Below are 25,732 nucleotides of genomic sequence, written 5' to 3'. Positions count from 1 at the left end.
GTGCATGAAGACGTCAGCCCGCTTTCGGGAAACGGCGAAGGAGCCGACGCAAAATGACCAAGAGAACAAAAACCAGAGTGCCAATCACTGCTTCCACCAAGACCAACCCCGGCATTGCATTCATCCACTGAGTTCGTTTCCACGCCTCCCAGCCCTCAATAGGAGTTGAATAATCGAATGCGATTGCTCTGCTCGAAATTCCTTCGGCAGCCAAATCCACAACCAGCCACCCCAAAATTAGCATACACACGATTGGCCCAGCAACTGTGACAAACAGGACAAGCCAAATCAGAATGTTCGCGAGGCGCTTCATGACTTCTTTCAAGCTCCCAGCTTCGCATAATACTTCGCAATCCGCCGCGCGTGCTCGTCATACGCGGCCTCGAAGAGTTCGGTGGCTTTCTCGGCTCCGACGACAGCTCCGGCGGTCAGCACCTTCGGAGGTTGGCCGGCTTTCGTGAGACGATCTGCCACTTCGGCTTTGATGGCGTTCACGAGCAAACAGCCGCCGACAGTGCTGCCGGGAGCCACAGGTGTTTCGAGGCCTTCGATCTTCACCATGGCATCACCAACGGGCGCGCCGGTATCGAGGACGATGTCCGCGAAGTCCTGGAGCTTTTTGCCGTCGCGGTGGCGGCTGGTGCTGGCCTCACTGTGCGTGGTGCTGATGATGGCGGCGACTTTGACGCCGCGCCTTTGAAACTCCTCGGCCATCTCGACGGGGACGACGTTGCAGCCGCCGCTGGAGATGACGAGGGCGCTGTCGCCGGGCTGGAGGTCGAAATTGCGCAGGATGCGGCTCGCGAAGCCGCTGACGTTTTCGAGGAACATGGCCTGGCGCTGGCCGTTCGCCCCGACGACGAGGTTGTGGAAGGTCAGCGAGAGCTCGACGATGGGATTGAAGCCCGGAAAGGAGCCATAACGCGGCCACATCTCCTCGACGAGGATGCGGCTATGACCGGAGCCGAAGACGTGGACCATTTGACCGGCGAGGATGGTCTTCGCGAAGAGGTCAGCGGTTTGCTGGATGAGCGGGAGTTGGTCGCGAACGCGTTGGAGGAGGCGTTCGGAGGCTTCGAGGTATTGGAGGGCGGGAGTCATGGAGAATTGGGATCTTTGAACCGCTGATAAGACGCTAATGGGACGCTAATGGGATTCTGATATTAGCGTCAAATCAGCGTCAAATCAGCGTCCTATTAGCGGTTAAGAAGGTTAAAGACCGCACCGAGGCATCCGGCGCTGTCACCTAGCTCCGCAGACACGAGGCGAGCATGATTTCCGCCGGGACGCCATTCGAAGGTGTCGAGCATTTGCTGGAGAGGTTTGAAGAGAAGGTCTTTGGCACCGGTGGCGATGCCGCCGCCGAGGATGACGACTTCGGGATCGAGGACGTTGATGAGGGAGGCGATGGCGGCGGCGAGATGGCGGACGGAGGTGAGCCAGACGATTTTGGCGTGCTCATCGCCTGAGGCATAGGCATCAAGCAGCGCGTGCGTGGTGGCGTAGCGGCCTTCGCCGCGTTGGGCGATGGTTTGATTGCCGATGGCGTCTTCGAGACTTCCAGGCGTGTTGAAGTCATCGCATGGCGCGTTCGAATCGATGCTGAGGTGCCCGAGATGGCCAGCGCGGCCGATTTTGCCTTGGAGAAGCCTTCCGCCGCTCCAGATCGCGCCGCCGACGCCGGTGCCGAGTGTGAGCATGAAGACATCGCGGCATTTTATCGCGGCTCCAGCCCAGACTTCGCCGAGCAGGGCGGCGTGGGCGTCATTGAGGACGCGGCAGTCGCGTTCGAGAAAGGCTGCCCAATCGAACTTTTCGAGGCCGTGCATGCGTCCGGGCATCCAGTTGATGCATTGGTCATTTGGATTGGCCAAGCCGGGCGCGGAGAGGCCGACAGCAAGCTTGGAGCCTGCCTGGGCTTCGAACTCGTGGACGATCTCGCGCACGGTGAGGGCGAAGCGTGGGGTGTTATTTTCGAACTCGCCGTCCCGCGTGGGTTTCGAGAGCGTGGCGAGCGTTTTCGCGGATTGGGTATCCACGAGCGCGGCTTTGATGTTCGTGCCGCCGAGGTCGATGCCGACTGAGAGATTCATGGTTGGGTTGGCCGAAAAAACGAAAAAAGGAAAAGACTCTGAGGTTTGTTTTTTGATCTCTTTCGTTTTTTTCGGCTATCCAATCTGCCCTTCGCTCACCGTCCACCCGCCATCGACGGCGAGGACTTGGCCGGTGATGAATTTGGAATCGGGGGAGAGCAGCATGAGCGCGGCGGCATCGCAGTCGTCGGGATGGCCGATGCGGCCGCCGTCGAGGGGTTGCTTGGTTTTGATGAACTGCATGATGTCGTCGTTGGTGGCGGCGCGTTTGGACATCGGCGTCTCGACGAGGGCGGGGGCGATGACGTTCACGCGGATGTTTTGCGGAGCGTAGTAGGCGGCGATGGATTTGCTGAAGCCGATGATGCCGGCCTTCGCCGCAGCGTAGGCGTGGGAGGCGAAATATTTCGGCGAAGGCGAGTAACCGAGCACGCTGGCCATGTTGAGGATGACGCCGCCGGTGCCTTGCTTGATGAATTGACGGATGGCGGCGCGGTTCGAGAGGATGACGGAGTTCAAGTTGAGGTCGAGCGTGTAGCGCAGGCCGTCATCAGTCATTTCGTGGAGTGGGCCGTCGCCTTGTGAGCGTCCGCTGCCGCCGGCGACGTGGTAGAGGGCGTCGAGTCGATCAAACATGGCCACGGCACGCTCAGCAGCTTCGGGCGTGGCGGCATCGGCGGCGAAACCGCGGGCCTGCGGGCCGAGTTCGGCAAGCGCGGCATCCACATTCGCCTGCGTGCGGCTGGTGATGACGACGTTCGCTCCGGCGGCGATGAGTTTTTTCGCCGCAGAAAGGCCGAGGCCGGTGGTTCCGCCCATGATGACGATGTTCTGGCAGGAGAGGGAATGCATGGGCGGAATGTCGAATGACGATTGAAGAATGTCGAATAAGGAACGTTGATGCTGGCCTCATGAACACACGCCGCGCTTTCGTCCGCAATCTCTCTGCTTTGGCTTTTACGGCTCCGTTGATGGCGGAAACGCCGAAAGTGAAGAACAAGGTCTGCTTTTTCACGAAGCACCTCATCGGCCTGGGCTATGACGACATCGCGGGGCTGGCCGCTGAGATGGGCGTGGATGGCATTGAGGCACCGGTTCGTCCCAGCGCAGGCCACATCAAGCCGGAGCAGGTCGTGGATGAGCTGCCGAAATTTGTCGAGGCGCTCAAAAAGCAGAACCTCGAAATGATGATCATGACCTCCGGCATCAACGAGGTGAGCGCGGAGCAGCGCACGGAGGAGGTGCTGCGCACGGCGGCGAAAATGGGCGTGAAGCGCTTCCGCATGAACTACTTCAAGTATGACCTGAAGCAGCCGATCTGGGAGCAGCTCCAGGCCATCCGGCCGAAGATCAAAGATCTCGTGGCTCTGTGCAAAGAGATCGGCATCCAGCCGATGTTTCAGAATCACAGCGGGCAGGATTACTTCGGCGCTCCGGTGTGGGACATCTTTTCCATCATGCGGGAGTATCCGGCCGAGCAGTTCAGCTTCGCCTTCGACATCCTGCACGCCACCTGCGAGGGCGGAAAGTCCTGGCCGCTGGAGTTCAACCTCGTCAAAGACCACATCGGTGCGGCTTACTTCAAGGATTTCAAATGGGAGGGCCGCAAGCTCGTCACCGTGCCTCTCGGCGAAGGCCAGGTGGACCCGGCCTATGGCAAGATGCTCATGAAGACCGGCTACAGCGGCCCGATCTCCCTCCACGTCGAGTATCTCGAAGGCAATCCGAAGGATGCGGCGGTGCTGAAGGGCTTCCGTGAGGCGCATCTGCGGGATTTGAAGACGCTCAAGGGGTGGTTGGGGTGGGTGTGACGCATTGTGTTAGGGGCTTGCGGCTCTATCATGCGATCTCTATGCCGCATGGGTGATCTGAGCACTTTGGAGGAGCGCCAGAATGTTCTCCCTGATCGTGGGAGCAGTGGCTTTCAGATGATGGCGGAGCAGTTCAGGATTATCGACTCGGAGATCCACCATCTCATGGCAGTCACCCACGAATTTTAACACCTCGTCGATATTCAACGATCTAAGCGCTGCAATCGAGGCTTCATGAAGCGATGGGTGTTTCGATTTCAGTGCCGCCGCAAAGGTGGTGCTGCTGCTTTGATCGGAGGCCTCTGACCATGAGAGGGTCATGTCGATGAGGAACATCGTGGCGACAAACAAGCGGGTCTGGCAAGGTGTTGTGCCGGACGAAGCTCGAGTCTGCCAGTTCAGGAAATCCATTTGGGCACGGGTGATCCACATTCCCGGCCCGCCATCTGCGCCAACGGCGGCCTGCTCAAAAAGGTCGAGGTGCTGATGGAGCTGCTCAGACCAATCCGAAATAGATCCCTGCCACAAGATGCGCTTGAGGCAGTGCTCGGCGTGTCTGGCGAACCAGTTCTCGGTGTTCGCCATTATTAGCAGTTCCGTGGCGCTATTATCTTCCGGTGTTTCCGGGGCTTGTTGCACAGGTTCATGCGCAGGCAAAGGAAAGCCTGGGACCAGATTGAGGGCGGTACCAAGGTGTTCCCGGCGTTCAAGGTCTAGGTGCATAAGGTTGGTGGTTGTTGATCTTTGCGGCTCAAGACTTCTTGAAGCCGATTTTTTGGAGGAAAGTGAGTGTGGGTGCGGTTTGCGGTTCGGTGGTAGCGCCGACTTCATGAGCCTGTTCGATGGCACTGATCACGGGCGGAGTTCCAGCTTCACTTGAGAGCGCCGTCTTGGCGGTGTCGAGCCATTGTTGCTGCGGAGGTGTGGCCGTGTGGCCTGCTGCGCCGTCGGCCCAAATACGGTGGTCTTCGATGTGGATGCGCATCCAGCCATGCCGGAACATGTCTGCGTATCCCCAGGGGATAGGCCGGTCTGCTTCGTCCGATGCGGCCTTGAGGTATTGTGCGCTTTGCAGGTGATCGCTCACCTCGAACGCAGTGCCATCGGCACGGAGCCAGAAGCGATGGCCGGGGCGTGCTGACTCCGGAGGTGTGGGCGTGTTAAACGGGTCCATGGCTGGAAATGGGTGTCTCAAGGTTCGGATGTATCAAACCGCAGGCGAATCCGAGGATTCGAGAAAGCCGGCAAGCAGAGCTTGAGATTTGGGCATGCGCCTGTTGCCAAGGCACGGCACATCCACCTCGACCATTTCCTCCTCGGGTTCCGGCGGCCTAGCTGGCGTCAATGCCTCGATCTCCCGCAGCAGTGGAGCGATGTCCTCCGAGATGCCGACTTGCTCGGCTTGCTCAGAGAGAGAATACCACTCCTCCGCGTTGGCCTTCACCCATTCGGCGGCAGGGAATTCGAGGATGGTGCGCACCACGAACTCACGTTCTCCGGTGATGACCGCAGCGGTCAGGGGCGTGATGGCTGCTGGGCAGCGGTCAACGTTGAAGTATCCCCCCGCCAGCAGGCGCTGTGCGGTCAAATATTGCCGGGGCACCAGGTGGAGGCGGCCTTCCCGCGCGGCAAAGTGCAGCGGCGTATCGCCACAGTCCCCCATGTCCCAGGGGGATTTGCCATCGGCTCCCGGTTCAAAGAGTTCCGGCGGGACATTGGCCAGCGTACCATCACGTGCAGCGCGATGCAGCGTGACGATATTCCGCACCTTGGGTTCGTTGAAGATGGCGAGGAACCAGGTCTTCGCGAGTGACTCAACCAGTTCATCCACCGATTCAAAAACCGTGATCGACGAGTAATCATCATGGCTCGTCTTTAGACGGAGGTTGGATTTGCTCAGACCGTAGATGCAATGGTAATCCAGTCCGTTATCCCAGCTCTGATGCAGGTAGATCCATCGGCCGGGTGTTTCCTCGATCACCCGGAGGTTCGCTTCATTGATGTAAAAGAAGGAGCGCACATGGGCCACGTCTTCCAACAGGTTGCGATATTGCTTCGGCAGCAGTGTTTCCGCCGATTCGTGCGTGACCATCCACCCCGTGGTTTCAAACACCTTTTCACCGAGGTTCACGCCGTAGATCTGCAGAGCACCCGTTTCATACAGGGCCAGCCCGCGGTCGAGTTCCTCGCGGGTGAAATTGCGGCTGCTCATGCATGATTGCACCACGCGGACCCCGTCCGCAAACTCTGGGTTGTCCCGGTAGTCCACCAGCATGTCTTCAAAACGGCGCACCCGGCGTCGGTGCAGTTCTTCGCAAACGATGGCCGTGGGGTAATCGACACCGCAGGAGATGTCGTCAGGATTGAGCTGGCTGGTGGGGGTAGGCTGGGTGGATTCGGATGATGTCATTCAGCACCTTACCGACCCTTGAGTGCCAAATATTGGCATTCAAATGCGACCTACACGTTAATGAATAGCCAGCGCCGATTCTGATCCACTGTCAGCCAATCCACGTGATAATTGCCTTTAAGGACAATCTTTTCGTCCTTCTCACCGGTCGGTTTTTGAATCGATCCATGGATAGGTGAAAGTCCACGAAAGAACTGGTAAATACCGTCTTGCCTTGTCCCCTCCCAGAAAAGGCGGTCATCAACAAATGCCACAAAGAAGGTGTTGCGCACACCGGCACTTTTCAACTCCTCAAGAAACATGATATCTTTGCAAAAGCTGAACATTTGTTCTGGCACTTGGCCGTTGCGAGGAAACTTAAGTTCTATGGCACAGAGAGGCTTTGAAGCGGTAGAATCTTTGATGGTGATGTCGATCTCCTTCTTCGTGAAACGTTTGTGTTGAAAAAAGTGGTCCACATTGCGCTCAAACTCAACCCGAGTCCCATTCAGCTTGCCACGCAGGAAAATCCCCAACTCAAACTGGAGACTGAATTCGTTGTATATTTCAATGTCGCCTTGAGTCACCTGAAGGGTGAATTCTTTCAAGAGTTCGGGAATGTTTTTCATGGTTTAGTTAGGTTGACTACGATCAGTGCGGCGAGCGTAGAGGATGACCAAATTGCCCCCTGCGTAATTTTGTCCGCCTGTCTGCGCTTCGAATGATGTGCCTTTTTGTGGTGGCCTGCCCTTTGGAAGTTCTGAAATCTGATCACCTGAACGAAACAACGTTTTCATTGCTGAACTGCAAGTTGATCGTTCCGCATCCATATCTGCTGCAACATCGCCAGAACGAATTCGAACCATGTTTTCTCTAGCGGCACTAATGTCAGCAAGAATTTTTTGGCGAACATCGTCTGCGGTTGGGTGTTGTCTTTTCATCGTGAAGACGAAGGTTATCGAATGAGGCTGATTTGGCTATAAATAAAAATCCTGCCGCTGGATGCGTTTTCGATTCACCCGTATCTCAAAAAGTGGTGCCGTTCAAGAAACTCCTTTGCCAAAGAGCGGTAAGCCTCGGTTCCACGTCCCAGAGGATCGTACTCGGCAATCGTCTGGCCATAGCATGGGGCTTCAGCTAAAGCGGTGGATTCGGGAATCGCCATGGGGTAGGCCACATTGCAGGAACCGTCAGGTACCAAGTGGGCATGCAATTCGTGGGCGAGCTTATCGAGTTCAGCCGTATCACCATTGAATCTGTTGATCACAAAGCCTCCCACATGCAGCCCAGGATTGACCCCACTCTCAATGACTTGCTGCATCTGGCCTAGCAAACAGCTCACAGCAGGCAACATCATAAATCCCGGCTGGAGCGGGACGAGCAATTCATCCGCCACAGCCATGGCGGCACTCGTCATGACGCCCATAGAGGGTGAGCAGTCCAAGAAAATGCAATCAAAGTCCGGGAGTGCACGCAGCTCCGCCATGACCTCACGCAGTCGGGTCAAGTGTTGACCGCGCTGGACGAGGCAAACATCCACGCTAGCAAGTTCATAGTGAGAGCGAATGACGGACAGGTTCGGCAATCGTGTGCTGCGCACGACATCTTTGGGTGACGTTCCGTCCACCAGCGCCGAATACAGGCTTCCTCCTCCCTCCATGGCAAGCCCCAGGGCTATGGTTGCGCTAGACTGAGCATCCAGATCAACGAGGAGGACACGTTTACCCAACTCGGCCAAGCTGGCGGCGAGATTGATGGCGAGGGTGGTTTTTCCCACGCCTCCAAGGGGGCTGCAAATGGCAATGATGCGCATGATAGGAATGATGTTTCTTCAGCGGGTCAACCACCCTGCTGCTGATGAGCGAGCAAGTCTTCGAGGGTGATTAACCAGTTGATCTTGTGGGCACGTTCTTCGGGTCCCCCTGGAGCCCCTTGAAGTGAGCGGATGACTTCGGCCAGGTAATCCCTGCCCTCGGGCGGGGGGTGGCGAGTGATTCTCTGGTCGTAGCGTTTCTTGTACTCGGCGCTGCGCTCCGGCAGGATGTCGCGGGTGATCAGGAAGGAATACACCATCACCTTGCAACTGCATGGCAGGCAGCCCCGGTGCGTCTCACCCATTTCATCGATCAGATCCATCCATGGTTCGAGCTCTGCGGCTGGCAGTCCCCGCAGTACCGGCAGCAAGCGGTTGAAGTCTCCCATGCCGGCATGGCCCGCCCGGAAGGCGTGGGGCGTGTGCTCCTGGTTTTGATTCGTGATGACTCGGCGGATGGTTTCGGGGTCATGCGCACGGAGCAGGGCGCTTTCAGAGGTGTTGAATGGTGTCATGCCCAACCTTCGCACAACATGAGTGCCAGATCATGGCACTCAACGGCAGAATGGTCTGGCGCAGCCCACAGGGACTGCGCAATGAATCACATCGCGCCTTTACCAGTGGCGACCCACCGTTCAGCTCAAATCAACTCCTGCGCTTTTATAGCGTGCAAAAGGATCAGCATCCTCATTCCGCCAGTCCCATCCATGAGGCATCGAGTTTCTCAACCCTGCCGCATTCAATTTTGCATCCTCCTCTTTGGTGATCGCTCGCTGGCCCGCTTGGGCATAGAGATCAAGTAGCAGCTCCAAGCCTTCGATGCTCCGTGCTTCCAGCATACGGAGTATCTCTGAAACGATGTAGCCAGTTGGAATCACATGGTCCCACACATCCTTATTTGTGCCGGTTCTCGGGGCAAGGCGGCGCAAAGTCTGATTCTGCTGCCGGTTTAACATTCGTAATAACGTGGACGAAAATGTCAGGTCATTAACCCGGACGAGGAACTGCGCATATTCAATCAAAGCAGTTTTCGGATCGGGCAGCCCAGTCATCCTTGGGACTGGCATCTTGTAGTAAAGCATGTCCGTCTTCTTCTTGAGATCCTGCTTCATTGCGTAGGCGATCTTTTCGGGCAGTTGCTGCTGTTGGATATGAAGCTCAAGCTGCTCCCTAAGGGCTTGGTTTTCCGGGCTCATCCGTTGCATCTCTCGCTTGATACTCGCCTTGCTTCTTTGAGCGCCCACATAGCCGGTCCAGTGCGCCCAGATCATCACCATCGCGGCGGTGTCGAGTTCGCAGTATTGCAGCAGCAACTGTTTGCGATTGCTTTTGAATTCCTCGGTTAGCCCCTGAAGAAAGATGAGTTCCTGATAGATGCGGATGGCTCCGGTGCCTTCCTTGACAGACTCATCATCGTCTTTCTCCTCACCCAAGGGGAGTTCCGGCAGGGTCTTGTAAGGATCGAGCGCCTGACCGGATGCATCCGCCCGGTAATACTTGGCGAACCATGGATTCTCCCACAGTGCCGATGAGTGACGCCACACGGCAGGCAGCACCGCTTTGATTGACGTGCGTCCTAGCATCTCAGGATGGAAGTAGTGTGCCAAAGTAAGCTTGTGCAGATCACGGATGCGTAGCGAATGATCACGTTTGCCTTTGGCGTTTTCGGGGCCGAGAAGCTGGTCGATCCAGTCGGCGAGATCATTGAGCTGCTTCACCTCGGAGAAGCCAGACAGGCGCAGCGCTTCGCCTTCATCAGCGGCAATCCATTCCCCGATCTGCTCCATCACCTTGCGCAGCGTGGTCTGCTCATAAGGCGACCACACATATACCGTGCCGGTATCACCAATGCAGTCGCGCAGCGTACGGGCGAAGGTGAAGTTCGGAAAATCACGTTCGGTGTTGAGCCATTCCTGATGGGACAGCTCGCCCTGCTGGTTAAGGGTATGGCAGCTCCACTGGAAGGCTACCCTCTCATAAGGCCGAAGCCCTTCGTGATGTGGCAGGACGACGTCACAGGCTTCAAAGTCGAGAAAGTGAAAGGGACGGCCAGGACCAGCCTCGTGACTCTTGAGCACGTTCTGAAGTGCGATTGGCAAGTGCTCGCTACCCTTGCCGAATGAGTTCGACCACTGCATGTGACGGCGATCCCTGTAGGAACCCTCGTTGCCGAGTTGGTCTTGCTTGAGGTCAAGCAACGAGGCTTTCCCTCTGCGGATGAGTTCAGGCACGGGATCGGGAAATTTGGTCGTTCCTATCTGCCCAACGCGGTGCATGTCTAGAATGTGAGGCTGGACTGATGCCATGGTGCCCCAGCATTCGGCAAAGCCATGAGGTGCCTTCTCTTTGCCGGGGCCGAAACGGAATTCGCATTTGCGGCAGGTGTTGTAGAGATCAGCCACCGACTCCTGAACCCGCACGACTTGACCATCGGGACCGATCAGTGCGGCCCGTTCGTCGGCCCGTTTTACTACGCGATCCATGAGAAGACCGGTTTCGCTCGTCACATCCCGCTCAGTTAGCAGCGACGTGCCCTTCAATTGCTCACGATTGCCCGAGTAGTGGACATTGGGACGGGACTTGGGCTTTTCGTTGTCCCGAATGGCAGTGAAGTGGGCCAGCGTTTCGTTGGCCGTGGCCTTGCAGCCTTTGTTGATCACGCAGAGCCAGGGCTTCACCTCAAACTCCGGGAATGCGAGCCTCAGCACATGAAGCTGAAACGTCACATCCAGGAGATAGGGCATCCACTTGGCTGCGACATCTCCATTCTGCTTCAAGAAGGGGGAGTCGCCGTCATCTTCCTCATCCTCCTCGTTGATCGAAGACGATTTCACTTCGATGAGGTGCAGGATTTTGCCCTCGCGGCGCAGGATGTCGATCCTAGCGTAGAACTTTCCAAACAACGCTGCGGCCTCAAACAAGACCGCATTGTCGCTCGCCAGCAGGAGTTCCTGCGTCCGGCTGAACGCACGCTGTGGATCGCGTTCATCCACCAAATCCACTCCATGGGGGTATTGGGCCTTCGCCACGGTTTCTACCATGAAGCCCGAGTTGGCGAGGAACTTCAGGTACTCGTTGTCATCGACCGTGGTGGGATACCCGAGTTTGCGATAATGCAGCTTGGTGGCGCAATCGAAGGCGGCTTTGAAATCGGTCTTGGTGAGATAGGGAGAGGGCATGGCAGTAGTTGCTTACATGAAGAGGGTGAAGAGCCAGATCAGCAGGGCGATCACATTCACCGCGCAGACGAACCAGCAGGGCAGCAGGATGAGTCCCCAGCCAGCGGTGAATTCACCGGTAAGTTTCAGGATGATGAGAAGCGCCTGCACACACAGGACAGCCACGGCGAAAAGAATGGTCAGCAGGTATTGCATCGGCGGGAGGAATGGATGGGTTTAACCTTACCCCCTGCCGAGTGCCATATCCTGGCACTCGACAGGGTGGTTCCTCACTCTCAGGCCGCGAGACCCAGGGTGGACGATGGTGGAAGATGTTTATCCATGAGGTAGTGGAATGAACGTTCCCCCACCTCAAGGAACCGTTGATCCACTTTCACGATATTCAGATCCCATCCACCGAAGGATAAACGAAGATTCGGTTCCGGGTTCCAGGAACGGAGTTCCGATCGTGTTTCGTTGATCCACAACTTGGAACGAAGGTTCATCAAGATTTCACCCAGTTGGTTTTCACCCTCCAAGGTGGTATCACTCCCCTTCACCAGAATCATCCCCCAGTAAGGATCTCGTTTGGAGAGTTCCACGATGGTTTTGTTTCCCGATTCCAGGAGAAGGTTCCCGAACTTGATCCAGTTACACACCAGTTTGAGGTGGATCGTGGAATCCATGATGATTCCCTTCACCTCCTCCCAATCACTCCGAATCAACGATTTGTACTTCTTCTGTTTGTTCTTCATCAACATGGGATTCTTCTCCCCGAAGATCTCCCTCTGAACAGTGGGGTGATCCACGTACTTCATCGATTGATAAAAGTGTTCCGAGGTGGGAAACTCCAGAGATCCCACGGTGATGGGGAACTCCGGGGACATGTTCGAGAAACCTCCGAACGACTCCTTGGTTTTCGAGAAAACGACACAATCACTGATTTTGTTTGTTTTGATCATGCGCCAAAGATAGAAGTGGTTAAGTGCCAGATCTTGGCACCCAAGAGAAACCTCAAAAAACCAGTGCCATGCCAATTTCACCCGGCAAATCCCCCAAGGCTCACCGTGGCGCAGCGAAACCAATGTTCGAGAGAGTCAGCGCCCTTCTGGTCTTGCTGCGGACGAAGGGTGCAGCGGCTTCGAGGGAGGACTTGGCGAAGCAGCTGAAAAGGCATGGATACCAAGCCAGCGTGCGCACGGTGCAGCGGGACATCGACTTTTTGAAACAGCAGGGTCATGACATCATTCATTCCAAAAACGGTGGATACTCCTGCAAGGGGGCGAAGGACAAGCTGCGTGGGTTGCTTAATTCACGGGAGGAGATGCTGGCGAGCATTGTGGTCATGCGCGGAGTGCTGAATGCGATCAGCAAGCTCGACCCTTCCGCCGGAGCGGATGTGCTCTTATCACAGGCGGGTGAACTGCTGGAGAAGAATCATTTGGAATATGGTGAATTGAGCAACTTCATTTCAAGCGCGGCATTATCCATGCCGCAGCGTTTGGTGCCGATCTTCCGTACTTTGGTGAAGGGCTTGATTGAAAAAAGAGCGGTGCGAATCAGCTACACCGGCAACAAAGACCGGCAGCCACGCACCCGCGTCATTCACCCCTACCACCTGCTTGAGTTCGAGGGGCGCTGGCATTGCATCTCACACTGCACGGAAGCGAAAGAGATCAGAACTTTCATGCTGTGGCGGACCCACACCGCCGAATTGCTTGATGAGACCTTCACGCGTCCGGCTGAATTTGATGATCCCAAACACTGGGAGGAGAAAGCGAAAATCTACGGCGTCTGGTCCGGCGACGGCAAGCCGATGAACGTGAAGGTAAAAATGTTCGGCTATGCAGCGCGGATCATCCAAGAAGCGGAGCGCCGCCATCCGGGGATGACAATCACCGAATCAAAGACAGGGGATGGAACGGTGGAGGTCACGTTTCAGACCCACTCTTTTGCAGACGTAACGTCCTGGATCTTGAAGTGGGGGCCGTATTGCGAGGTGCTCGGGCCGCCAGCACTGGTGAAAGAGGTCCGAGAACTGATCGAACGAATGGGCAAACTCTATGACGCACATTGAGCCGTATGTGCCCGCAAACCCACCCCGGTGTGCCCACGAACCCAGCCCGGTGTACCCACATACCCAGCCTGGATTTGCCAAATCCGACCTCGGATTTCCAAAAACCGATCTCGGATTTGGCAAATCCGAGGTGGGGGCACCCATGATCCAAGACCGGATCGTGTTTGCGCCGCCTCAGACAAAAGCGTGGTGATTTGCAGTGGAACACGCCACGGGCCTTCGCCAGCTTCTCGCGCTCCCTCCGGGGCGCGGCGGCTTGCAAAATCGAGCTGTTTCGCCGGTTCCGGTGGTTGCACCACCGGCTGTTTTCTTTCGAGCCTCCGGCTCGGGATTGGTCCTGGGCACGGCCGCCTTCCAACTCGGCCAGTAGCAGCCCACACAGCCCTTGCGTGAGTGGCTAAGCGCCCTACACTCGGCGCTCCCTTTCCCCCAAACGCATGAGCACCCACGTCAAACTTTACATTCCCGGTCCCGTCGAAGTTTCCCCTGACACCTACGCTGCGATGGCGCAGCCGATGATCGGGCATCGCGGCAAGGGATTCCAGGATCTGTATGCCGAGATCCAGCCGATGCTGCAGACGCTGTTTGGCACGAAGCAGCAGGTGTTTTTGAGCACTTCCTCGGCCTGGGGCGTGATGGAGGGCTCGATCCGCAATCTGGTGAAGAAAAAGGTTCTCAATTGCTGCAACGGGGCCTTCTCCGACAAGTGGCTGGACGTTTCCAAGCGCTGCGGCAAGGAAGCCGAGGCCTATCAGGTCGAATGGGGTCAGCCGATCATGGCGGCGGAGATCGACAAGCGTCTCGCCACCGGCGAATTCGACGCGGTGACCTTCATCCACAATGAAACCTCCACGGGCGTGCTCAGCCCCATCGCGGAGATCGCGGCGCTGAAGAAGAAGTATCCCGACGTGATGTTCATCACGGATTCGGTGTCCGGTTTCACGACGGTGCCGGTGAATTTCGACGAACTCGGCCTCGACGTGTTGCTCACGGGCAGCCAGAAGGCCTTCGCGCTGCCGCCGGGGCTGGCGCTGTTCACCGCCAGCGAGGCCGCCATGGCGCGCGCGGCGACGATCAACGACCGCGGCTACTACTTCGACTTCTTGGAGTTCAAGGCGAACGGCGAGAAGAGCATGACGCCAAGCACGCCGTGCATTTCGCTGATCTACGGCCTGCGCCATCAGCTCAACAAGATCTTCGCCGAAGGCGTGGACAACCGCTACGCACGTCACGCCAAGCTCAACGGCATGGTGCATGAGTGGGTTCGCCGGAATGGCTTCGAGTTCTTCGCGCCGGAGGGTTATCGCTCCAAGTCGCTGACCTGCGTGGCGAACAACAAGGGCATCGACGTTGCGGCCTTCATCGCCCTGCTGAAGAAGAATCATAGCATGATCATCGACGGCGGTTACGGGAAGCTGAAGGGCAAGACCTTCCGCGTCTCCAACATGGGCGACGAGAGCGAGGCGAGCATCAGCACGGTGATCGCCGCGCTGGATGACTCGCTGGCGAAGCTGTGAGCCGACTGGAAGCAGATCGGGCGTTGCCCATCCCAGGCATTCGTGCCATCATCCGCCATGATTCTTGAGCAATTCCCAGAAGTGCGTTCGCTCTCATCGTCCGAGAAGCTGCTGTTTGTCTCAGAACTTTGGAACGACCTGGAGGAACATCCTTCAGAGGTTCCGGTGTCACGGGAGATACTCGCCGAGCTGGACCGGCGAATGGATCATTTCAAGCAGCACCCGGAGGAGTTCACCACCTGGGAAGCGGTGAAACAACGCATCCTGGGATCGGCCGCATGAAAGAACTGATTCTGCTGCTCCAGGCGGACATCGACATCCAGCAGGCTTACGAACGCTACGAGGACTATCAGAAAGGACGTGGCGTGTTGTTCATGCAGCAGTTGGATGTCGTGCTCGGCCTGCTGAAAAGACATCCAGAAAGCGGAGCACGCTACGCGCATCCCTACCGACGCATGCTGATGCGCGATTTTCCGTTTGGTGTGTTCTATGACGTGCAGCCTACGCGGATCGTGGTGGTGACGATCACCGATCTGCGGCAAAACCCGTCCGTCATTCATCGCAAAGTCTTTGGCCCGGCATGACTTCTCCCACTGTGAAGCCTGCTTTTGGCGGATTAAAACATGCGCGAGGTGAATCTGGGCGCATTTTCAGACGTTCTACCCTCTGACATGGCCAAAACCCTCCGCGCACTGCTTCCCCTCGTCATCCTAGCCGCCTGCGGCTGGTATGGATGGTGGCTGATCACGCATAAGCCGGAGATGAAGACGATGGAGACCAAGCCGGTGCTGGTGACGGTGGAGGGCATCACCTTGAAGAAGACGAGCTATCCGGTGCGGGTGGCCTCGCAGGGCGCGGTGCAGCCACGCACGCGCAGCACGCTGCTGCCAGAGGTGGCGGGGATGATCACGGAAGTGAGTCCTTCATTCCGCCCCGGCGGCTTTTTTGAGAAAGGTGAAGTGCTGATCAAGCTGGACCCTGTGGACTATGAAACCGCCGTGATGACCGCCAAGGCCGCCGTGGCGCTGGCGAAGGTGACGCTGGTGGAAGAAGAGGCGAAGGCCGAGCAGGCGCTGGAAAACTGGAAGGCACTGGGCCGTCAGGGCGCGCCGGGCGAGCTTGTCTCGCGCTCACCGCAGGTGGCGCGGGCGAAGGCCGATCTGGCCGCCGCTGAGGCACGCGTGGTGAAAGCGGAGCGTGATGCGCAGCGCACCGTGATTCGTGCGCCGTATGCCGGGCAGGTTTTGGAGCAGGCCGTCGATGTGGGCCAATATGTCGGCCAGGGCACCACTTTGGGCCGCATTTTTGCCACGGACTTCGTCGAGGTGCGCCTGCCGCTGCCGGAACGTGAAAGTCAGCATGTGAAGCTGCCGGAGCGCTATCGCGACGCCAGTTCCGCGCTGCCAGCGGCAAAGGTAAAGCTGCGCACGACTGCCGCAGGCAAGAGCGTGATCTGGGAAGGCCGTCTCGTGCGGGTGGAGAGCGCGCTGGATGAAAGCACGCGCCAGACCACCGCCGTGGCGCAGATCGACAATCCCTTTGCCAAACGCGCGGATGGTGCGCCGCCGCTGAAGATCGGCCAGTTCATCGAGGCGGAGATCGAGGGCGAGGCGCTGAACGATGTCTTCGTCATCTCCCGCTCCGCTGTGCGCGCGGGAGATGAGATCATCCTCATCACACCACAGAACACACTGAAGCGCATGTTTGTGGAGCCGGTCTTCGGCACCAGCCAGCACATCGTCGTGTCCGCGAATGCGGCGAAAGCACCGAGAGAGGGTGATGTGCTTTGTCTCACGCCGATCCCCTTCCCTGCGGACGGAGCACGGGTGAATCCAGTCATCGACGGAGCGCCGCCGAGCGAGAAAGTGGCCGACCAGAAAAAGCCGGAAAAGAAAGCCGCGATGCTGGTGCCAGAGGCGAAGCCGCTGCCGTGATGTCAGATCATCGCGATTGAATTTGTGACAGCGTGCTGGCTAGGCTGGCAAGCCACGTCACGCATTGCGCAAGATCGGCGGGGCATCGGAAATGCCTCCGTGCGTTGATAAAGGGTCATGATCAACCTCACCCGCCTTTACTGTGATGTCGCCCAGCCCATGGACCACCTGCGTTATGGTCGCGGTCACGGCTCGCCGACTTCTGCTGCTGAACGTCGCCCCATCGTTGTTTGGAACATCACCCGCCGCTGCAATCTGAAATGCGTCCACTGCTACCAGGACTCGGATTCCAAGCACTATCCCGGTGAATTGAGCTGGGAACAGTGCCAGGGCGTGGTGGATGATCTGGCCGAGTACAAAGTGCCCGCCCTGCTGCTTTCCGGCGGTGAGCCGACGATTCACCCGAAGTTCTTCGAACTGGCCGAATACGCCACCAGCAAGGGCCTGCGCCTCACGCTTTCCACCAACGGCACGCGGATCGATCCCGAGTGGGCGCATCGCATCAAGGACATCGGCTTCTCCTACGTCGGCATCTCGCTCGATGGCATGGGGGCCACGCACGACAATTTCCGTGGCAAAGTCGGCGCGTTTGACAAGGCGGTGGCCGCGTTTCGCAACTGCAAGGCCGTCGGCCAAAAAGTCGGCCTGCGGCTCACGCTCTCCCGCCACAACATCGCCGATCTCGACGGCATCCTCGACTTCATCGAGCGCGAGGACATCGAGCGCGTGTGCTTTTACCATCTCGTCTATAGCGGACGCGGTTCCGAGCTCATGGAAGTGCCGCACGAGGAGACACGCGGTGCCATCGACAAAATCCTCGATCGCACGGCCAAATGGGCCGCCGAAGGCCGGCCGCGCGAGGTTTTGACCGTCGATCAGCCGGTGGACGGCCCCTACCTCTACATGCGCCTGAAGCGGGAGAACCCGGAGCGTGCCGCCCGCGCAATGGAACTCATGAACTGGAACGGCGGCGGCGCGAACAGCAGCGGAACCGGCATCAGCAACATCGACACCCAGGGCAATGTGCATCCCGACCAGTTCTGGCATGAGCTCACGCTCGGCAACGTGAAAGAGCGCAAGTTCAGCGACATCTGGAGCAACCGCGACAACGCCACGCTCAACGCCCTGCGAAACCGCAAGGAACACCTCACCGGCAAATGCGCCGAATGCAGCTTCCTGGATGTCTGCGGCGGTGGTTTCCGCGTGCGCGCCCTGCAAATGACCGGCGACCTCTGGGCCCCTGACCCATCATGCTATCTGAATGACAGCGAGCGCAGCAAAGTCCTGGCCGCCTGACGGCCAGACCGGCAGATTTGACGACCTGCGCCTGCCGCCAAGGTGAAAAGAGCCGGGCATGCCAGACCGGGAAACCGGCGCAGCGCCGTATTTGGTCTTGATTCGACCTTGATCGGTGGAACTCTTGCCGCCCTCAAAACCGCAAACGACAACCGATCCAATCCATCATGGGCCAGCAACTTAACAAAATCGTCAAACGCCGCCGCCGCAAAAAATACCTCGAACGCAAGAAGGCGCTCGTCAAAGCCGGCGTCTCCCGCAAGGCCCGTGCAGCCAAGGCTGAACCCAAGGGCGTCAAGAAGACGGCCGCCAAAAAGCCTGCCGCCAAAAAAGCCCCCGCCAAGCCCAAGGCCGCCGAGGTCGCGGTCGAAGTCGCCGCAGAAACCACCGCACCTGTCGAGGCCGCTGCCCAGGAGTAATCTCCGGCTGACAGCACCTGTTTAAACCAAAACACCGTCGCGGCATGGCCGTGACGGTGTTTTGATTTTCAACGGATCAGCGGAACCACTGGCCGCCGGTCCCAGAACTGGATGACGAGGAGCCTGCGCCGAAGGCGTCATGATAGCCACGCTCAAAATTGGAGCGATAACGCGGATCATAGCGCCCCACATGCGCCGCCGGATCTGCCACCCGGCCGCTGGTGCGATCCCGCAAACCGTAGTCGTAGCCCTGGTTGTAGGCCGGATCACGCTGCGGCTGCTGTTGCTGCGGTGGCAGAGGATTCACCTGTGCCCCCTGGCCCGGCCACTGCAACCCGCCTGGGCTGCCTTGTTGTGACTGCGTGTAGCCCTGATTGTAGCCGTCCCGGTAGGCCAGCACCGTGTTGCGGTCGAAACGCGTGGTGTGGCGGCCATAATTGTTTGCCTGGCGCTGCTGCGCGTCCATCTGGCCGTCCTGCCAGCCACGTTCATACGCCATGCGATTGAGGTCCGTGCCGCGCTCCCGCATCTCCAGGCGCTGGTTCGGGTCTCCGTATGGATAACCGCCCTGCGGACCTTGCATCATCGGGTCAAGGCATTGCGCCAGCAGCAGCGGCAGGGTCAACGAGGCGAGAAGAGTGGCTTTCATATGAGACGAGCGTAGAAGCGCCCCGGTGCGCTGGCAACCGGGCAATCGACCGATAAATCCAGATGATAAAGTGCGCTCCCACGCCGTTATCTTCAGGGTTGTCCTGCCAGCCTTTTTTCGGCCATGCCTTCTATCCCATCCCTCCAGCGCCGCGCTTTCCTCGGCAAATCCTCGCAAGGCCTCGGTGCCATCGCCCTCGCTTCATTGCTCAAACCTGCGCATGCGGCACCGATGCGGGGCGTACTTGGCACTTTGCCGCTGCCGCAGAAGGCGAAGCGGGTGATCTGGCTGACCATGGCGGGCGGACCGTCGCACTTGGAGACGTTTGATCCGAAGCCGAAGCTCGCGGAGATGGACGGCAAGCCGATGCCGGAATCGTTCACGAAAGGGCAGCAACTCGCGCAGCTTCAAGGCAAGCCGCTGAACTGTTTCGGGCCGCAGCACAAGTTCGCGAAGTTCGGGAAGAACCAGATCGAGATCTGCGAGCTGTTTCCACAGATCGGCAGCGTGATCGACGACATCTGCCTCATCCGCTCGATGACCACGGACGCGATCAATCATGATCCGGCGCACATGTTCATGAACACCGGCTCGCAAATCGCGGGGCGGCCGAGCATGGGCTCGTGGATCACCTACGGTCTCGGCACCGAGGCGGCGGATTTGCCAGGATTCGTGGTTTTGACCTCGCTGGGCCAGGGCGGGCAGAACCAGCCCATCGCGGCGCGGCAGTGGAGCAGCGGCTTTTTGCCGTCGAAGTATCAGGGCGTGCAGCTTCGCGCCAAAGGCGATCCCGTGTTGTATCTGACGAACCCAAACGGCGTCACGCGTGATCGACAAGGCAGCGATGTGGCGGCCATCAACGCGCTCAACAAGCAGCACGACGCGCTCGTGGATGATCCCGAGATCGCCACACGCATCGCGCAGTATGAGATGGCCTTCCAGATGCAGGCCAGCGTGCCGGATTTGATGGATGTGAGTGCTGAAGGTGCCAAAACACTCGAACTCTACGGCTGCCAGCCTGGAGACGGCTCGTTTGCCTCGAACTGCCTGCTTGCGCGTCGCCTTGCCGAGCGCGGCACACGTTTCATCCAGCTCTATCACAAGGACTGGGACCACCACGGCGGCGTGAAGCTTGGCGTGGAGCAGAAGGCGAAGGAAATCGACCGCGCCTGCATGGCTCTCATCACCGATCTCAAACAGCGCGGCATGTTGGACGAGACGCTCATCGTTTGGGCGGGCGAATTCGGCCGCACGCCGATGTCCCAGGGCGGCAGCGGGCGCGATCACCACAACAAGGCCATGTCCGTCTGGCTGGCAGGCGCAGGAATCCAAGGCGGCATCGTCCACGGAGCCACGGACGACCTCGGCTACGCCGCCGTGGAGAAGGTCACCACCGTTCATGACATCCACGCCACGATGCTCCATCAACTCGGCATCAAGCACGATGCCTTCAGCTTCAAATTCCAGGGTCTTGATGCGCGATTGAGCGGCGTGGAGGGTGCGAAGGTGATCAAGGACATCCTCGCATGAGCTTCCGCACCCTTGAGATTTCGGACACGGCCCTGCTGGGCGGCGGCATTCATCACGTCACGGTGAAGTCAGCGGCGCTGCGTCGGCGTGCGGATGTGAGTTTTTATGTGCCGCCAGTGGTTCAGGCCGATAAGCTGCCGCTGGTGATCTTGCTGCACGGTGTTTACGGCAGTCACTGGGCCTGGTTGTTCAAGGGCGGGGCGCACAGGGTGCTGGACCGGCTCATCATGGAGGAGAACCTCCCGCCGATGATGCTGGCGATGCCTTCGGACGGTTTGTGGGGCGATGGATCGGGCTATTTGCGGCATCGCGAGGCGGATCATGCGGCGTGGATCGTGGATGAGGTGCCGGACGCGGCCGCAGAGATCGATGCGCGGTGCAAAGACGCGCCGCGCTTCATCAGCGGGCTGTCGATGGGCGGTTATGGCGCGCTGCGGCTGGGTTTGTTGAATCCGAAGCGCTTCATGGGCATAAGCGCGCACAGCAGCATCACCCATGTGGCGCAGATGCAGGGTTTTGTGGAGGAACCGCTGGCGGAGTTCGATCTGACCGATTCAGACCCGCTTTCAGTGATCGAATGCGCAAAACTGACCGCACGCCTGCCGCATCTGCGCTTCGACTGCGGCCAGGAAGATGCTCTGATCGAGCACAACCGCACACTGCATCACGATCTGGAGATGGCGGGCATCCCGCATGTGTATGAGGAGTTTCCCGGCGGCCACACCTGGGACTACTGGCACGCGCATCTGGCGGACACGCTGCGGTTTTTCAGAGCCTGTCTGGCACGTTAAGGCGCTGGCTTCCGGGTCACACGCGCTTTGTCGGTGTAAAAGACCATCGAGAGACTGAGATTCTCTTTTTCGCCGATCGGCGTGCCGACGAGCGGGATGGGCACTTTGTAGGCGAACTCGGGACTGGGGGCGAAGTCACGGTCAAAGGCGAGCATGGGGCCGCGCATGATGAGGTCACGCCACTCATGGTAGGGACCGGTGTAAATGTCGGTGACGCGCTCCACCTTGGCGGAGACGGGAGTCATGACGAATCCGGCCAGTTTCACACCACGCTCGGCGGCCCTGGCTTGCATGACCTCATAATCGGCACGCTGGGTGGGAAGATTCACACAGGGCACATCGGCATACCAGGCGACAAAGGCAGGAGAGTCGGAGATGACGAACTCGTCCTTTTCCAGCAGCAGGCGCAGGATGTAGGCGCGTTCAGGCAGGAAGGGCGGCCAGTGCGGCGGGATCTTGCTTCCCATTGTAAGGCCAAATTTCATCAGCACCGGCAGGTTCACCATCAACGGCAGCGCGGTCACGATCAGAGCGGCCAAAGGAGCGCCCCAGCGGGCCATGAACTCGCCACCGGCCAATTGAAAACGCGACCACAGGACCACCAGCATCGCGGACCCCAGGACAGTCATGGCGGGCATCAGCACGATGTAGAGGGCGTTGTCATCCCTCTCTCCATCTGCCAGGCCGAGCAGGCCCATGCCGAGCGCCACAAAGCCGAACACGATCGCAAGCGTCCAACTTGCGGCGGCGGCCTCCGCCTTCCGAAAACGGTGCATGAGCGTGACGAAGAACAACCCCGCAGGCACCACATAACCAAGATGAGCATACAGATGAGCGAGCTGATCCTGCCAGCCGAGGCCTACACGACGCAGCAGGTCATCCACCTGAAGCAACGGCACCGAGGGCGTGAAATCACGCAACAGCGAATCATGCGCCACCGAGGAGGACTGGGACTGGAAAAGAGCGCGGATGCCGCCGAGCGGATCACCGCAGAGCTGCATGTTCCACCAGCCCCATGCCACCAGCGCCAGCACTGGAAACAACGCCACCACGATGACTCCCGCCTTGCCTCGCGGCAAAAAAAACGCCACGCCGACGAGGATGCCAGGCACAATCCACAGCGCCATCCAATGCGCGAGCACCATCAGGGCGCACACGACGCCCAGCAGCGCCAGTGGCACGAACGCTGAGCGATTTTCCACCGCACGGCATGATGCTGAGGCGTAAAGCCGGAATGCCAGGGCAAACAGCGGCACCAGCAGCGCCCTGGGGGAGCCGCTGACCATCAGCTCCCACGCCGGCTCGCAGACCAGCAGCGCGAGGGCCGCGATGCTGGCCACTTGCTCATCAAACAAGCGCCGCGCCGCGCCGTGGGTGAAAACAATGGTCAGCAAATACCAGGTGACGCCGAAACAGGCGATCACACGGTCCAGCAGGTAGATCGCCCCGCCAGCCTGCGGGTCGTAGATCTGCCAGGGCTGAAGCGCACGAAACACACCCGCCCACAACAGCGGCTGCAGCGGCGGCTGGACGGTTTCCGGCATCACGGCCGGAGAGGGCTTCTTCTGCGCTTTTTCCATCTGCGCCCAGGCGTAGGGCTGCGTGACGAGGGTCTGATACGAACCCGTGCGCGCGATCTGCCGCGCCAACTGCGCCTGGTTCATGCCCTCCGCGCTGCTCAGACCGCGGAATGTCACGAACACATGCAGCAAGGCCATGATGAGGACGGCGGCGTAAAACACCAGTCGTAGCAGGCCGCCGGGGCCGGAGGAGTTGGGAGACGACATGCGTCCACCATTCCACACTCAGGGCACGCGTGCCAAGAACGATCTCGCGTCACTCGTGCGGCTCAAAGATGACACCCCCGCAGGCCTGCCGCCCCTCGGCTCCCGCGCAGCGCCAGTGCCAGCGCACCGCCGGTTTCACGAAAGAGCCAAGATCACCCTCCAGAATGCGGAACTGGCCCAGCAGCTCACCGCCATCCCGCACGATGAGCGAGCGTGCTGCCACGTTGCCAGAGAGCGTGCCTCCGGGCTCCAGCGTCACCGGCCCCTCGCAAACGAAATCACCGCTCGCCTGGCCGGAGATGGTGATGGACCTCGCCCGCACCTCCTGCAAAAACGTCACTTCGCAGCCTCGGATGACTTCCAGCCGGTCACACACGACGGAATCAGCGATGAGGCCGTCCGTGTCGATGGTCCGCGATGGCAGCTCCAGCGACTGCTGCTCCACACGCACAAGTTTTTTGGTGCAAACGGGACACGACGGCGTGGAGAAATCACCCGCCGTGGTCACCACGAACAAGAAATCGCTTTTGTCACCCGGCAGGGCACGCAGGGCGGCATCCAGCGCCGTGGCGTCCACCGCTTCGATCCGCAGCTCCTGCGCCTTGCGCAGCGCCGCCGGGCTGAAGCCCGCAGGAGCGATCAAAATCCCGCGTGTGTCACGCGCAGTGCGCACCTCATCTGCGAAACGCATCACGGTCTCCGGCGTGGCCCCCCATTCGTTCCAAGGAGCGATCTTAACCATGGCCCGGCGTGGTTTGGGCGACTTCGGTTGCTCGATCATGCCGAAATGCACCGCGCCATCCGGCAGAACGCGCGAGCCGACCAGCTCACAACCAGCCTCCGCCACCATGGCCCGGGCCAGCTCGGACATCCGTGCCCAGTCCAGGCTGGCGATCAGCTCCGGCGACCAGCCGTCCAGCCGGTCCGCGCCCCCCTGCGGCTTCTTGGAGAAGCCGGCTTCTTGGAGCGTGACGAAAGGATCGAGCATGGGACTGGATGACTAGATACTGGTTGCTGGATGGAGCGTCATTAGCGGCACCAAAGCCGCGCTCACCCAATAGTCCACCACTGCATTCATCCAGTCTCCAGGGTCGGGCATCCAGTGATCCAGCTTGCCGCGTCTCCAAAACCCTGTTTCTTCCGCGTCTCATGTCAAAGGCAGCGAAAAACGAAGAAACCAAGTTCTTTAACACCGGAACCACGAAAGACCCGTTTGTCTTTGCCTCTGGGAACACGCTGCCCGGCATCACGGTCGCCTACGAAAGCTACGGCAGGCTCAACGCCGACCGCAGCAACGCCATCCTGCTCTTCCACGCCCTTTCCGGCAGCCAGCACGCCGCCGGAGTCACCACAGCGGTGCCGCACACCGATGAGCGCTGGACAAAAGACATCCACCACGGCTGGTGGGATCTCTTCATCGGCCCGGACAAGGCGCTGGACACCAAACGCTACTTCATCATCTGCGCAAACTACCTCGGCGGTTGCTATGGCTCCAGCGGACCCGCCTCCATCAATCCTGCCACCGGCAAGCCTTACGCCGGCAGCTTTCCGCCTGTGCGTACCAGCGATGTGGTGCAGTCCCAGCTCGCCCTGCTCGACCACCTCGGCATCCAAAAACTCCATGCGGTGATCGGCGCGTCCGTCGGCGGCCTTTTGGCGATCAATCTGGCCACGCTGCACCCAGAGCGCGTGAAGCTCGTGGTGCCGATCGCCAGCGGCTGCCGCACCACCGTTTTGACGCGCCTGACCTTGTTTGAACAGGTGCTCGCCATCGAAAACGACCCGCACTTTCAGGGCGGCGACTATTACGAGGGCAAGGCACCTGAATACGGCCTCGCGCTCGCCCGCATGATCAGCCACAAGACCTTCGTGCATCTCGACGCCATCGAGCGCCGTGCCCGCCAGGACTTGAAGCAGGGGGGCGACACGCTCTCCTGGTACCGTGTGCAGCACAACGTGGAAAGCTACATGCTCCACCAGGGCAAAAAATTCGTAAAACGCTTCGATGCGAACACCTACCTGCGCATCGCCGACATGTGGCTGCGCTTCGATCCACTACGCGACGCTGGGGTGTCGTCTTATGAGGAGCTGTTCGCCCGCAGTGCCGCCGCCGGACAGCACTACCTCATCTTCAGCATCGACAGTGACTTCTGCTTCTACCCCGAAGAGCAGGCCGAACTCGTCAGCCATCTCGAAAAAGCCGAGGTTTCAAACATGCACATCACCGTGCATTCCGACAAAGGCCACGACTCCTTCCTCCTCGAGCCCCAGCTCTACACCCCGCACCTCGCCTTCACCCTCGACGGCCGTTGGAACAAAGCCTCCGTGGACCGCACGGTGCAGGAGGTGGAGTAAGCTCCTGCTGATTTCGACTCCAAACCGTCAATCAAAGTCGAGCTGACTTCATCTCATAATGAAAGGCTGTCAGTCCAAGTTGGATAGCTTGCTGCCGCAAGGATTTGAAGCAC

General features: G+C 59.1%; 28 protein-coding genes. 11 read left to right on the top strand and 17 right to left on the bottom strand.

Annotated features, from left to right (window positions below):
* Nucleotides 1–13: 13 nt before the first annotated feature.
* From ACILSI_RS06455 to ACILSI_RS06440, 4 genes are all read right to left on the bottom strand, one after another.
* Nucleotides 14–313, bottom strand: a complete 300-nt coding sequence (locus tag ACILSI_RS06455) for a hypothetical protein (RefSeq protein WP_395721037.1) — start codon at nucleotides 311–313, stop codon at nucleotides 14–16.
* 8 nt (nucleotides 314–321) lie between these two features.
* The gene (locus ACILSI_RS06450) at nucleotides 322–1,101 is read right to left on the bottom strand and encodes a sugar isomerase domain-containing protein (RefSeq protein WP_395721036.1); all 780 of its coding nucleotides are present in this window, start codon (nucleotides 1,099–1,101) and stop codon (nucleotides 322–324) included.
* Nucleotides 1,102–1,196: 95 nt separating this feature from the next.
* Complete coding sequence (locus ACILSI_RS06445) at nucleotides 1,197–2,093, bottom strand: ROK family protein (RefSeq protein WP_395721035.1); 897 nt, start codon at nucleotides 2,091–2,093, stop codon at nucleotides 1,197–1,199.
* Between the two features lie 75 nt (nucleotides 2,094–2,168).
* Nucleotides 2,169–2,945 (bottom strand): SDR family NAD(P)-dependent oxidoreductase, encoded by a 777-nt coding sequence (locus ACILSI_RS06440; protein ID WP_395721034.1) that lies wholly within the window; start codon nucleotides 2,943–2,945, stop codon nucleotides 2,169–2,171.
* Nucleotides 2,946–3,004: 59 nt separating this feature from the next.
* On the opposite strand from ACILSI_RS06440, the gene ACILSI_RS06435 reads away from it, so the two are divergent.
* A complete protein-coding gene (locus ACILSI_RS06435; RefSeq protein WP_395721033.1) occupies nucleotides 3,005–3,904 on the top strand; it encodes a sugar phosphate isomerase/epimerase family protein in 900 nt (299 codons plus the stop codon).
* A gap of 39 nt (nucleotides 3,905–3,943) precedes the next feature.
* Here ACILSI_RS06435 and ACILSI_RS06430 read toward each other — a convergent pair whose 3' ends face one another.
* From ACILSI_RS06430 to ACILSI_RS06385, 10 genes are all read right to left on the bottom strand, one after another.
* Nucleotides 3,944–4,627, bottom strand: a complete 684-nt coding sequence (locus ACILSI_RS06430) for a hypothetical protein (RefSeq protein WP_395721032.1) — start codon at nucleotides 4,625–4,627, stop codon at nucleotides 3,944–3,946.
* 28 nt (nucleotides 4,628–4,655) lie between these two features.
* Nucleotides 4,656–5,078, bottom strand: coding sequence for a hypothetical protein (locus ACILSI_RS06425; protein ID WP_395721031.1), 423 nt, complete (start codon nucleotides 5,076–5,078; stop codon nucleotides 4,656–4,658).
* 33 nt (nucleotides 5,079–5,111) lie between these two features.
* On the bottom strand, nucleotides 5,112–6,314 hold the full coding sequence (locus ACILSI_RS06420) for an ankyrin repeat domain-containing protein (RefSeq protein WP_395721030.1): 1,203 nt from the start codon (nucleotides 6,312–6,314) through the stop codon (nucleotides 5,112–5,114).
* Nucleotides 6,315–6,364: 50 nt separating this feature from the next.
* Nucleotides 6,365–6,922 (bottom strand): hypothetical protein, encoded by a 558-nt coding sequence (locus tag ACILSI_RS06415; protein ID WP_395721029.1) that lies wholly within the window; start codon nucleotides 6,920–6,922, stop codon nucleotides 6,365–6,367.
* Between the two features lie 3 nt (nucleotides 6,923–6,925).
* Nucleotides 6,926–7,234, bottom strand: a complete 309-nt coding sequence (locus ACILSI_RS06410; RefSeq protein ID WP_395721028.1) for a hypothetical protein — start codon at nucleotides 7,232–7,234, stop codon at nucleotides 6,926–6,928.
* A 74-nt stretch (nucleotides 7,235–7,308) separates the two neighbouring features.
* Nucleotides 7,309–8,106 carry a ParA family protein gene (locus tag ACILSI_RS06405; protein ID WP_395721027.1) on the bottom strand — a complete coding sequence of 266 codons (798 nt, stop codon included), beginning with the start codon at nucleotides 8,104–8,106 and terminating at the stop codon, nucleotides 7,309–7,311.
* A gap of 26 nt (nucleotides 8,107–8,132) precedes the next feature.
* Nucleotides 8,133–8,621 (bottom strand): hypothetical protein, encoded by a 489-nt coding sequence (locus ACILSI_RS06400; RefSeq protein WP_395721026.1) that lies wholly within the window; start codon nucleotides 8,619–8,621, stop codon nucleotides 8,133–8,135.
* 120 nt (nucleotides 8,622–8,741) lie between these two features.
* On the bottom strand, nucleotides 8,742–11,147 hold the full coding sequence (locus ACILSI_RS06395) for a DUF2779 domain-containing protein (protein WP_395721025.1): 2,406 nt from the start codon (nucleotides 11,145–11,147) through the stop codon (nucleotides 8,742–8,744).
* Nucleotides 11,148–11,297: 150 nt separating this feature from the next.
* Nucleotides 11,298–11,480 carry a hypothetical protein gene (locus ACILSI_RS06390; protein WP_395721024.1) on the bottom strand — a complete coding sequence of 61 codons (183 nt, stop codon included), beginning with the start codon at nucleotides 11,478–11,480 and terminating at the stop codon, nucleotides 11,298–11,300.
* Nucleotides 11,481–11,560: 80 nt separating this feature from the next.
* Nucleotides 11,561–12,226 (bottom strand): NADAR family protein, encoded by a 666-nt coding sequence (locus tag ACILSI_RS06385; RefSeq protein ID WP_395721023.1) that lies wholly within the window; start codon nucleotides 12,224–12,226, stop codon nucleotides 11,561–11,563.
* 68 nt (nucleotides 12,227–12,294) lie between these two features.
* Between ACILSI_RS06385 and ACILSI_RS06380 the strand changes: the two genes are divergently transcribed.
* The 7 genes from ACILSI_RS06380 to ACILSI_RS06350 all read left to right on the top strand — a co-directional run bounded on the left by ACILSI_RS06380 (nucleotide 12,295) and on the right by ACILSI_RS06350 (nucleotide 18,507).
* Nucleotides 12,295–13,341: a helix-turn-helix transcriptional regulator gene (locus ACILSI_RS06380; protein ID WP_395721022.1), complete on the top strand. Its 1,047-nt coding sequence runs from the start codon at nucleotides 12,295–12,297 to the stop codon at nucleotides 13,339–13,341.
* A 437-nt stretch (nucleotides 13,342–13,778) separates the two neighbouring features.
* Nucleotides 13,779–14,858 carry a pyridoxal-phosphate-dependent aminotransferase family protein gene (locus tag ACILSI_RS06375; protein WP_395721021.1) on the top strand — a complete coding sequence of 360 codons (1,080 nt, stop codon included), beginning with the start codon at nucleotides 13,779–13,781 and terminating at the stop codon, nucleotides 14,856–14,858.
* 57 nt (nucleotides 14,859–14,915) lie between these two features.
* Nucleotides 14,916–15,140, top strand: a complete 225-nt coding sequence (locus ACILSI_RS06370) for an addiction module protein (protein WP_395721020.1) — start codon at nucleotides 14,916–14,918, stop codon at nucleotides 15,138–15,140.
* Entirely contained in the window at nucleotides 15,137–15,442 is a 306-nt protein-coding gene (locus ACILSI_RS06365; protein ID WP_395721019.1) for a hypothetical protein, read from the top strand. The genes ACILSI_RS06370 and ACILSI_RS06365 overlap by 4 nt, the downstream gene beginning before the upstream one ends.
* A gap of 87 nt (nucleotides 15,443–15,529) precedes the next feature.
* Nucleotides 15,530–16,792: an efflux RND transporter periplasmic adaptor subunit gene (locus ACILSI_RS06360; protein WP_395721018.1), complete on the top strand. Its 1,263-nt coding sequence runs from the start codon at nucleotides 15,530–15,532 to the stop codon at nucleotides 16,790–16,792.
* A 117-nt stretch (nucleotides 16,793–16,909) separates the two neighbouring features.
* On the top strand, nucleotides 16,910–18,088 hold the full coding sequence (locus ACILSI_RS06355; protein WP_395721017.1) for a radical SAM protein: 1,179 nt from the start codon (nucleotides 16,910–16,912) through the stop codon (nucleotides 18,086–18,088).
* A 167-nt stretch (nucleotides 18,089–18,255) separates the two neighbouring features.
* Nucleotides 18,256–18,507, top strand: a complete 252-nt coding sequence (locus ACILSI_RS06350; RefSeq protein WP_395721016.1) for a hypothetical protein — start codon at nucleotides 18,256–18,258, stop codon at nucleotides 18,505–18,507.
* A 76-nt stretch (nucleotides 18,508–18,583) separates the two neighbouring features.
* Here the strand turns inward: ACILSI_RS06350 and ACILSI_RS06345 are convergent, their stop codons facing one another.
* Entirely contained in the window at nucleotides 18,584–19,156 is a 573-nt protein-coding gene (locus ACILSI_RS06345; RefSeq protein WP_395721015.1) for a hypothetical protein, read from the bottom strand.
* Nucleotides 19,157–19,279: 123 nt separating this feature from the next.
* Between ACILSI_RS06345 and ACILSI_RS06340 the strand changes: the two genes are divergently transcribed.
* Nucleotides 19,280–20,686: a DUF1501 domain-containing protein gene (locus ACILSI_RS06340; RefSeq protein ID WP_395721014.1), complete on the top strand. Its 1,407-nt coding sequence runs from the start codon at nucleotides 19,280–19,282 to the stop codon at nucleotides 20,684–20,686.
* Nucleotides 20,683–21,477: an alpha/beta hydrolase gene (locus ACILSI_RS06335; RefSeq protein ID WP_395721013.1), complete on the top strand. Its 795-nt coding sequence runs from the start codon at nucleotides 20,683–20,685 to the stop codon at nucleotides 21,475–21,477. The genes ACILSI_RS06340 and ACILSI_RS06335 overlap by 4 nt, the downstream gene beginning before the upstream one ends.
* Here the strand turns inward: ACILSI_RS06335 and ACILSI_RS06330 are convergent.
* On the bottom strand, nucleotides 21,474–23,264 hold the full coding sequence (locus ACILSI_RS06330; RefSeq protein WP_395721012.1) for a hypothetical protein: 1,791 nt from the start codon (nucleotides 23,262–23,264) through the stop codon (nucleotides 21,474–21,476). The genes ACILSI_RS06335 and ACILSI_RS06330 overlap by 4 nt on opposite strands.
* Nucleotides 23,265–23,313: 49 nt before the next feature.
* Nucleotides 23,314–24,252: a polymer-forming cytoskeletal protein gene (locus tag ACILSI_RS06325; protein ID WP_395721011.1), complete on the bottom strand. Its 939-nt coding sequence runs from the start codon at nucleotides 24,250–24,252 to the stop codon at nucleotides 23,314–23,316.
* A gap of 161 nt (nucleotides 24,253–24,413) precedes the next feature.
* On the opposite strand from ACILSI_RS06325, the gene ACILSI_RS06320 reads away from it, so the two are divergent.
* The gene (locus ACILSI_RS06320; protein WP_395721010.1) at nucleotides 24,414–25,619 is read left to right on the top strand and encodes a homoserine O-acetyltransferase; all 1,206 of its coding nucleotides are present in this window, start codon (nucleotides 24,414–24,416) and stop codon (nucleotides 25,617–25,619) included.
* The last annotated feature ends 113 nt before the right edge of the window (nucleotides 25,620–25,732 follow it).

It is taken from the genome of Prosthecobacter sp. (assembly GCF_044232965.1).
Lineage (GTDB): Bacteria > Verrucomicrobiota > Verrucomicrobiia > Verrucomicrobiales > Verrucomicrobiaceae > Prosthecobacter.
Note: the sequence above shows the minus strand (reverse complement) of the source record. Positions and strands in the feature narration are given on the sequence as shown.

Bases quoted from the DNA above. Each gene is read 5' to 3' on its own strand.
- ACILSI_RS06455 (WP_395721037.1), bottom strand. From the start codon at position 313: ATGAAGCGCCTCGCGAACATTCTGATTTGGCTTGTCCTGTTTGTCACA.
- ACILSI_RS06450 (WP_395721036.1), bottom strand. From the start codon at position 1,101: ATGACTCCCGCCCTCCAATACCTCGAAGCCTCCGAACGCCTCCTCCAA.
- ACILSI_RS06445 (WP_395721035.1), bottom strand. From the start codon at position 2,093: ATGAATCTCTCAGTCGGCATCGACCTCGGCGGCACGAACATCAAAGCC.
- ACILSI_RS06440 (WP_395721034.1), bottom strand. From the start codon at position 2,945: ATGCATTCCCTCTCCTGCCAGAACATCGTCATCATGGGCGGAACCACC.
- ACILSI_RS06435 (WP_395721033.1), top strand. From the start codon at position 3,005: ATGAACACACGCCGCGCTTTCGTCCGCAATCTCTCTGCTTTGGCTTTT.
- ACILSI_RS06430 (WP_395721032.1), bottom strand. From the start codon at position 4,627: ATGCACCTAGACCTTGAACGCCGGGAACACCTTGGTACCGCCCTCAAT.
- ACILSI_RS06425 (WP_395721031.1), bottom strand. From the start codon at position 5,078: ATGGACCCGTTTAACACGCCCACACCTCCGGAGTCAGCACGCCCCGGC.
- ACILSI_RS06420 (WP_395721030.1), bottom strand. From the start codon at position 6,314: ATGACATCATCCGAATCCACCCAGCCTACCCCCACCAGCCAGCTCAAT.
- ACILSI_RS06415 (WP_395721029.1), bottom strand. From the start codon at position 6,922: ATGAAAAACATTCCCGAACTCTTGAAAGAATTCACCCTTCAGGTGACT.
- ACILSI_RS06410 (WP_395721028.1), bottom strand. From the start codon at position 7,234: ATGAAAAGACAACACCCAACCGCAGACGATGTTCGCCAAAAAATTCTT.
- ACILSI_RS06405 (WP_395721027.1), bottom strand. From the start codon at position 8,106: ATGCGCATCATTGCCATTTGCAGCCCCCTTGGAGGCGTGGGAAAAACC.
- ACILSI_RS06400 (WP_395721026.1), bottom strand. From the start codon at position 8,621: ATGACACCATTCAACACCTCTGAAAGCGCCCTGCTCCGTGCGCATGAC.
- ACILSI_RS06395 (WP_395721025.1), bottom strand. From the start codon at position 11,147: ATGGTAGAAACCGTGGCGAAGGCCCAATACCCCCATGGAGTGGATTTG.
- ACILSI_RS06390 (WP_395721024.1), bottom strand. From the start codon at position 11,480: ATGCAATACCTGCTGACCATTCTTTTCGCCGTGGCTGTCCTGTGTGTG.
- ACILSI_RS06385 (WP_395721023.1), bottom strand. From the start codon at position 12,226: ATGATCAAAACAAACAAAATCAGTGATTGTGTCGTTTTCTCGAAAACC.
- ACILSI_RS06380 (WP_395721022.1), top strand. From the start codon at position 12,295: ATGCCAATTTCACCCGGCAAATCCCCCAAGGCTCACCGTGGCGCAGCG.
- ACILSI_RS06375 (WP_395721021.1), top strand. From the start codon at position 13,779: ATGAGCACCCACGTCAAACTTTACATTCCCGGTCCCGTCGAAGTTTCC.
- ACILSI_RS06370 (WP_395721020.1), top strand. From the start codon at position 14,916: ATGATTCTTGAGCAATTCCCAGAAGTGCGTTCGCTCTCATCGTCCGAG.
- ACILSI_RS06365 (WP_395721019.1), top strand. From the start codon at position 15,137: ATGAAAGAACTGATTCTGCTGCTCCAGGCGGACATCGACATCCAGCAG.
- ACILSI_RS06360 (WP_395721018.1), top strand. From the start codon at position 15,530: ATGGCCAAAACCCTCCGCGCACTGCTTCCCCTCGTCATCCTAGCCGCC.
- ACILSI_RS06355 (WP_395721017.1), top strand. From the start codon at position 16,910: ATGATCAACCTCACCCGCCTTTACTGTGATGTCGCCCAGCCCATGGAC.
- ACILSI_RS06350 (WP_395721016.1), top strand. From the start codon at position 18,256: ATGGGCCAGCAACTTAACAAAATCGTCAAACGCCGCCGCCGCAAAAAA.
- ACILSI_RS06345 (WP_395721015.1), bottom strand. From the start codon at position 19,156: ATGAAAGCCACTCTTCTCGCCTCGTTGACCCTGCCGCTGCTGCTGGCG.
- ACILSI_RS06340 (WP_395721014.1), top strand. From the start codon at position 19,280: ATGCCTTCTATCCCATCCCTCCAGCGCCGCGCTTTCCTCGGCAAATCC.
- ACILSI_RS06335 (WP_395721013.1), top strand. From the start codon at position 20,683: ATGAGCTTCCGCACCCTTGAGATTTCGGACACGGCCCTGCTGGGCGGC.
- ACILSI_RS06330 (WP_395721012.1), bottom strand. From the start codon at position 23,264: ATGTCGTCTCCCAACTCCTCCGGCCCCGGCGGCCTGCTACGACTGGTG.
- ACILSI_RS06325 (WP_395721011.1), bottom strand. From the start codon at position 24,252: ATGCTCGATCCTTTCGTCACGCTCCAAGAAGCCGGCTTCTCCAAGAAG.
- ACILSI_RS06320 (WP_395721010.1), top strand. From the start codon at position 24,414: ATGTCAAAGGCAGCGAAAAACGAAGAAACCAAGTTCTTTAACACCGGA.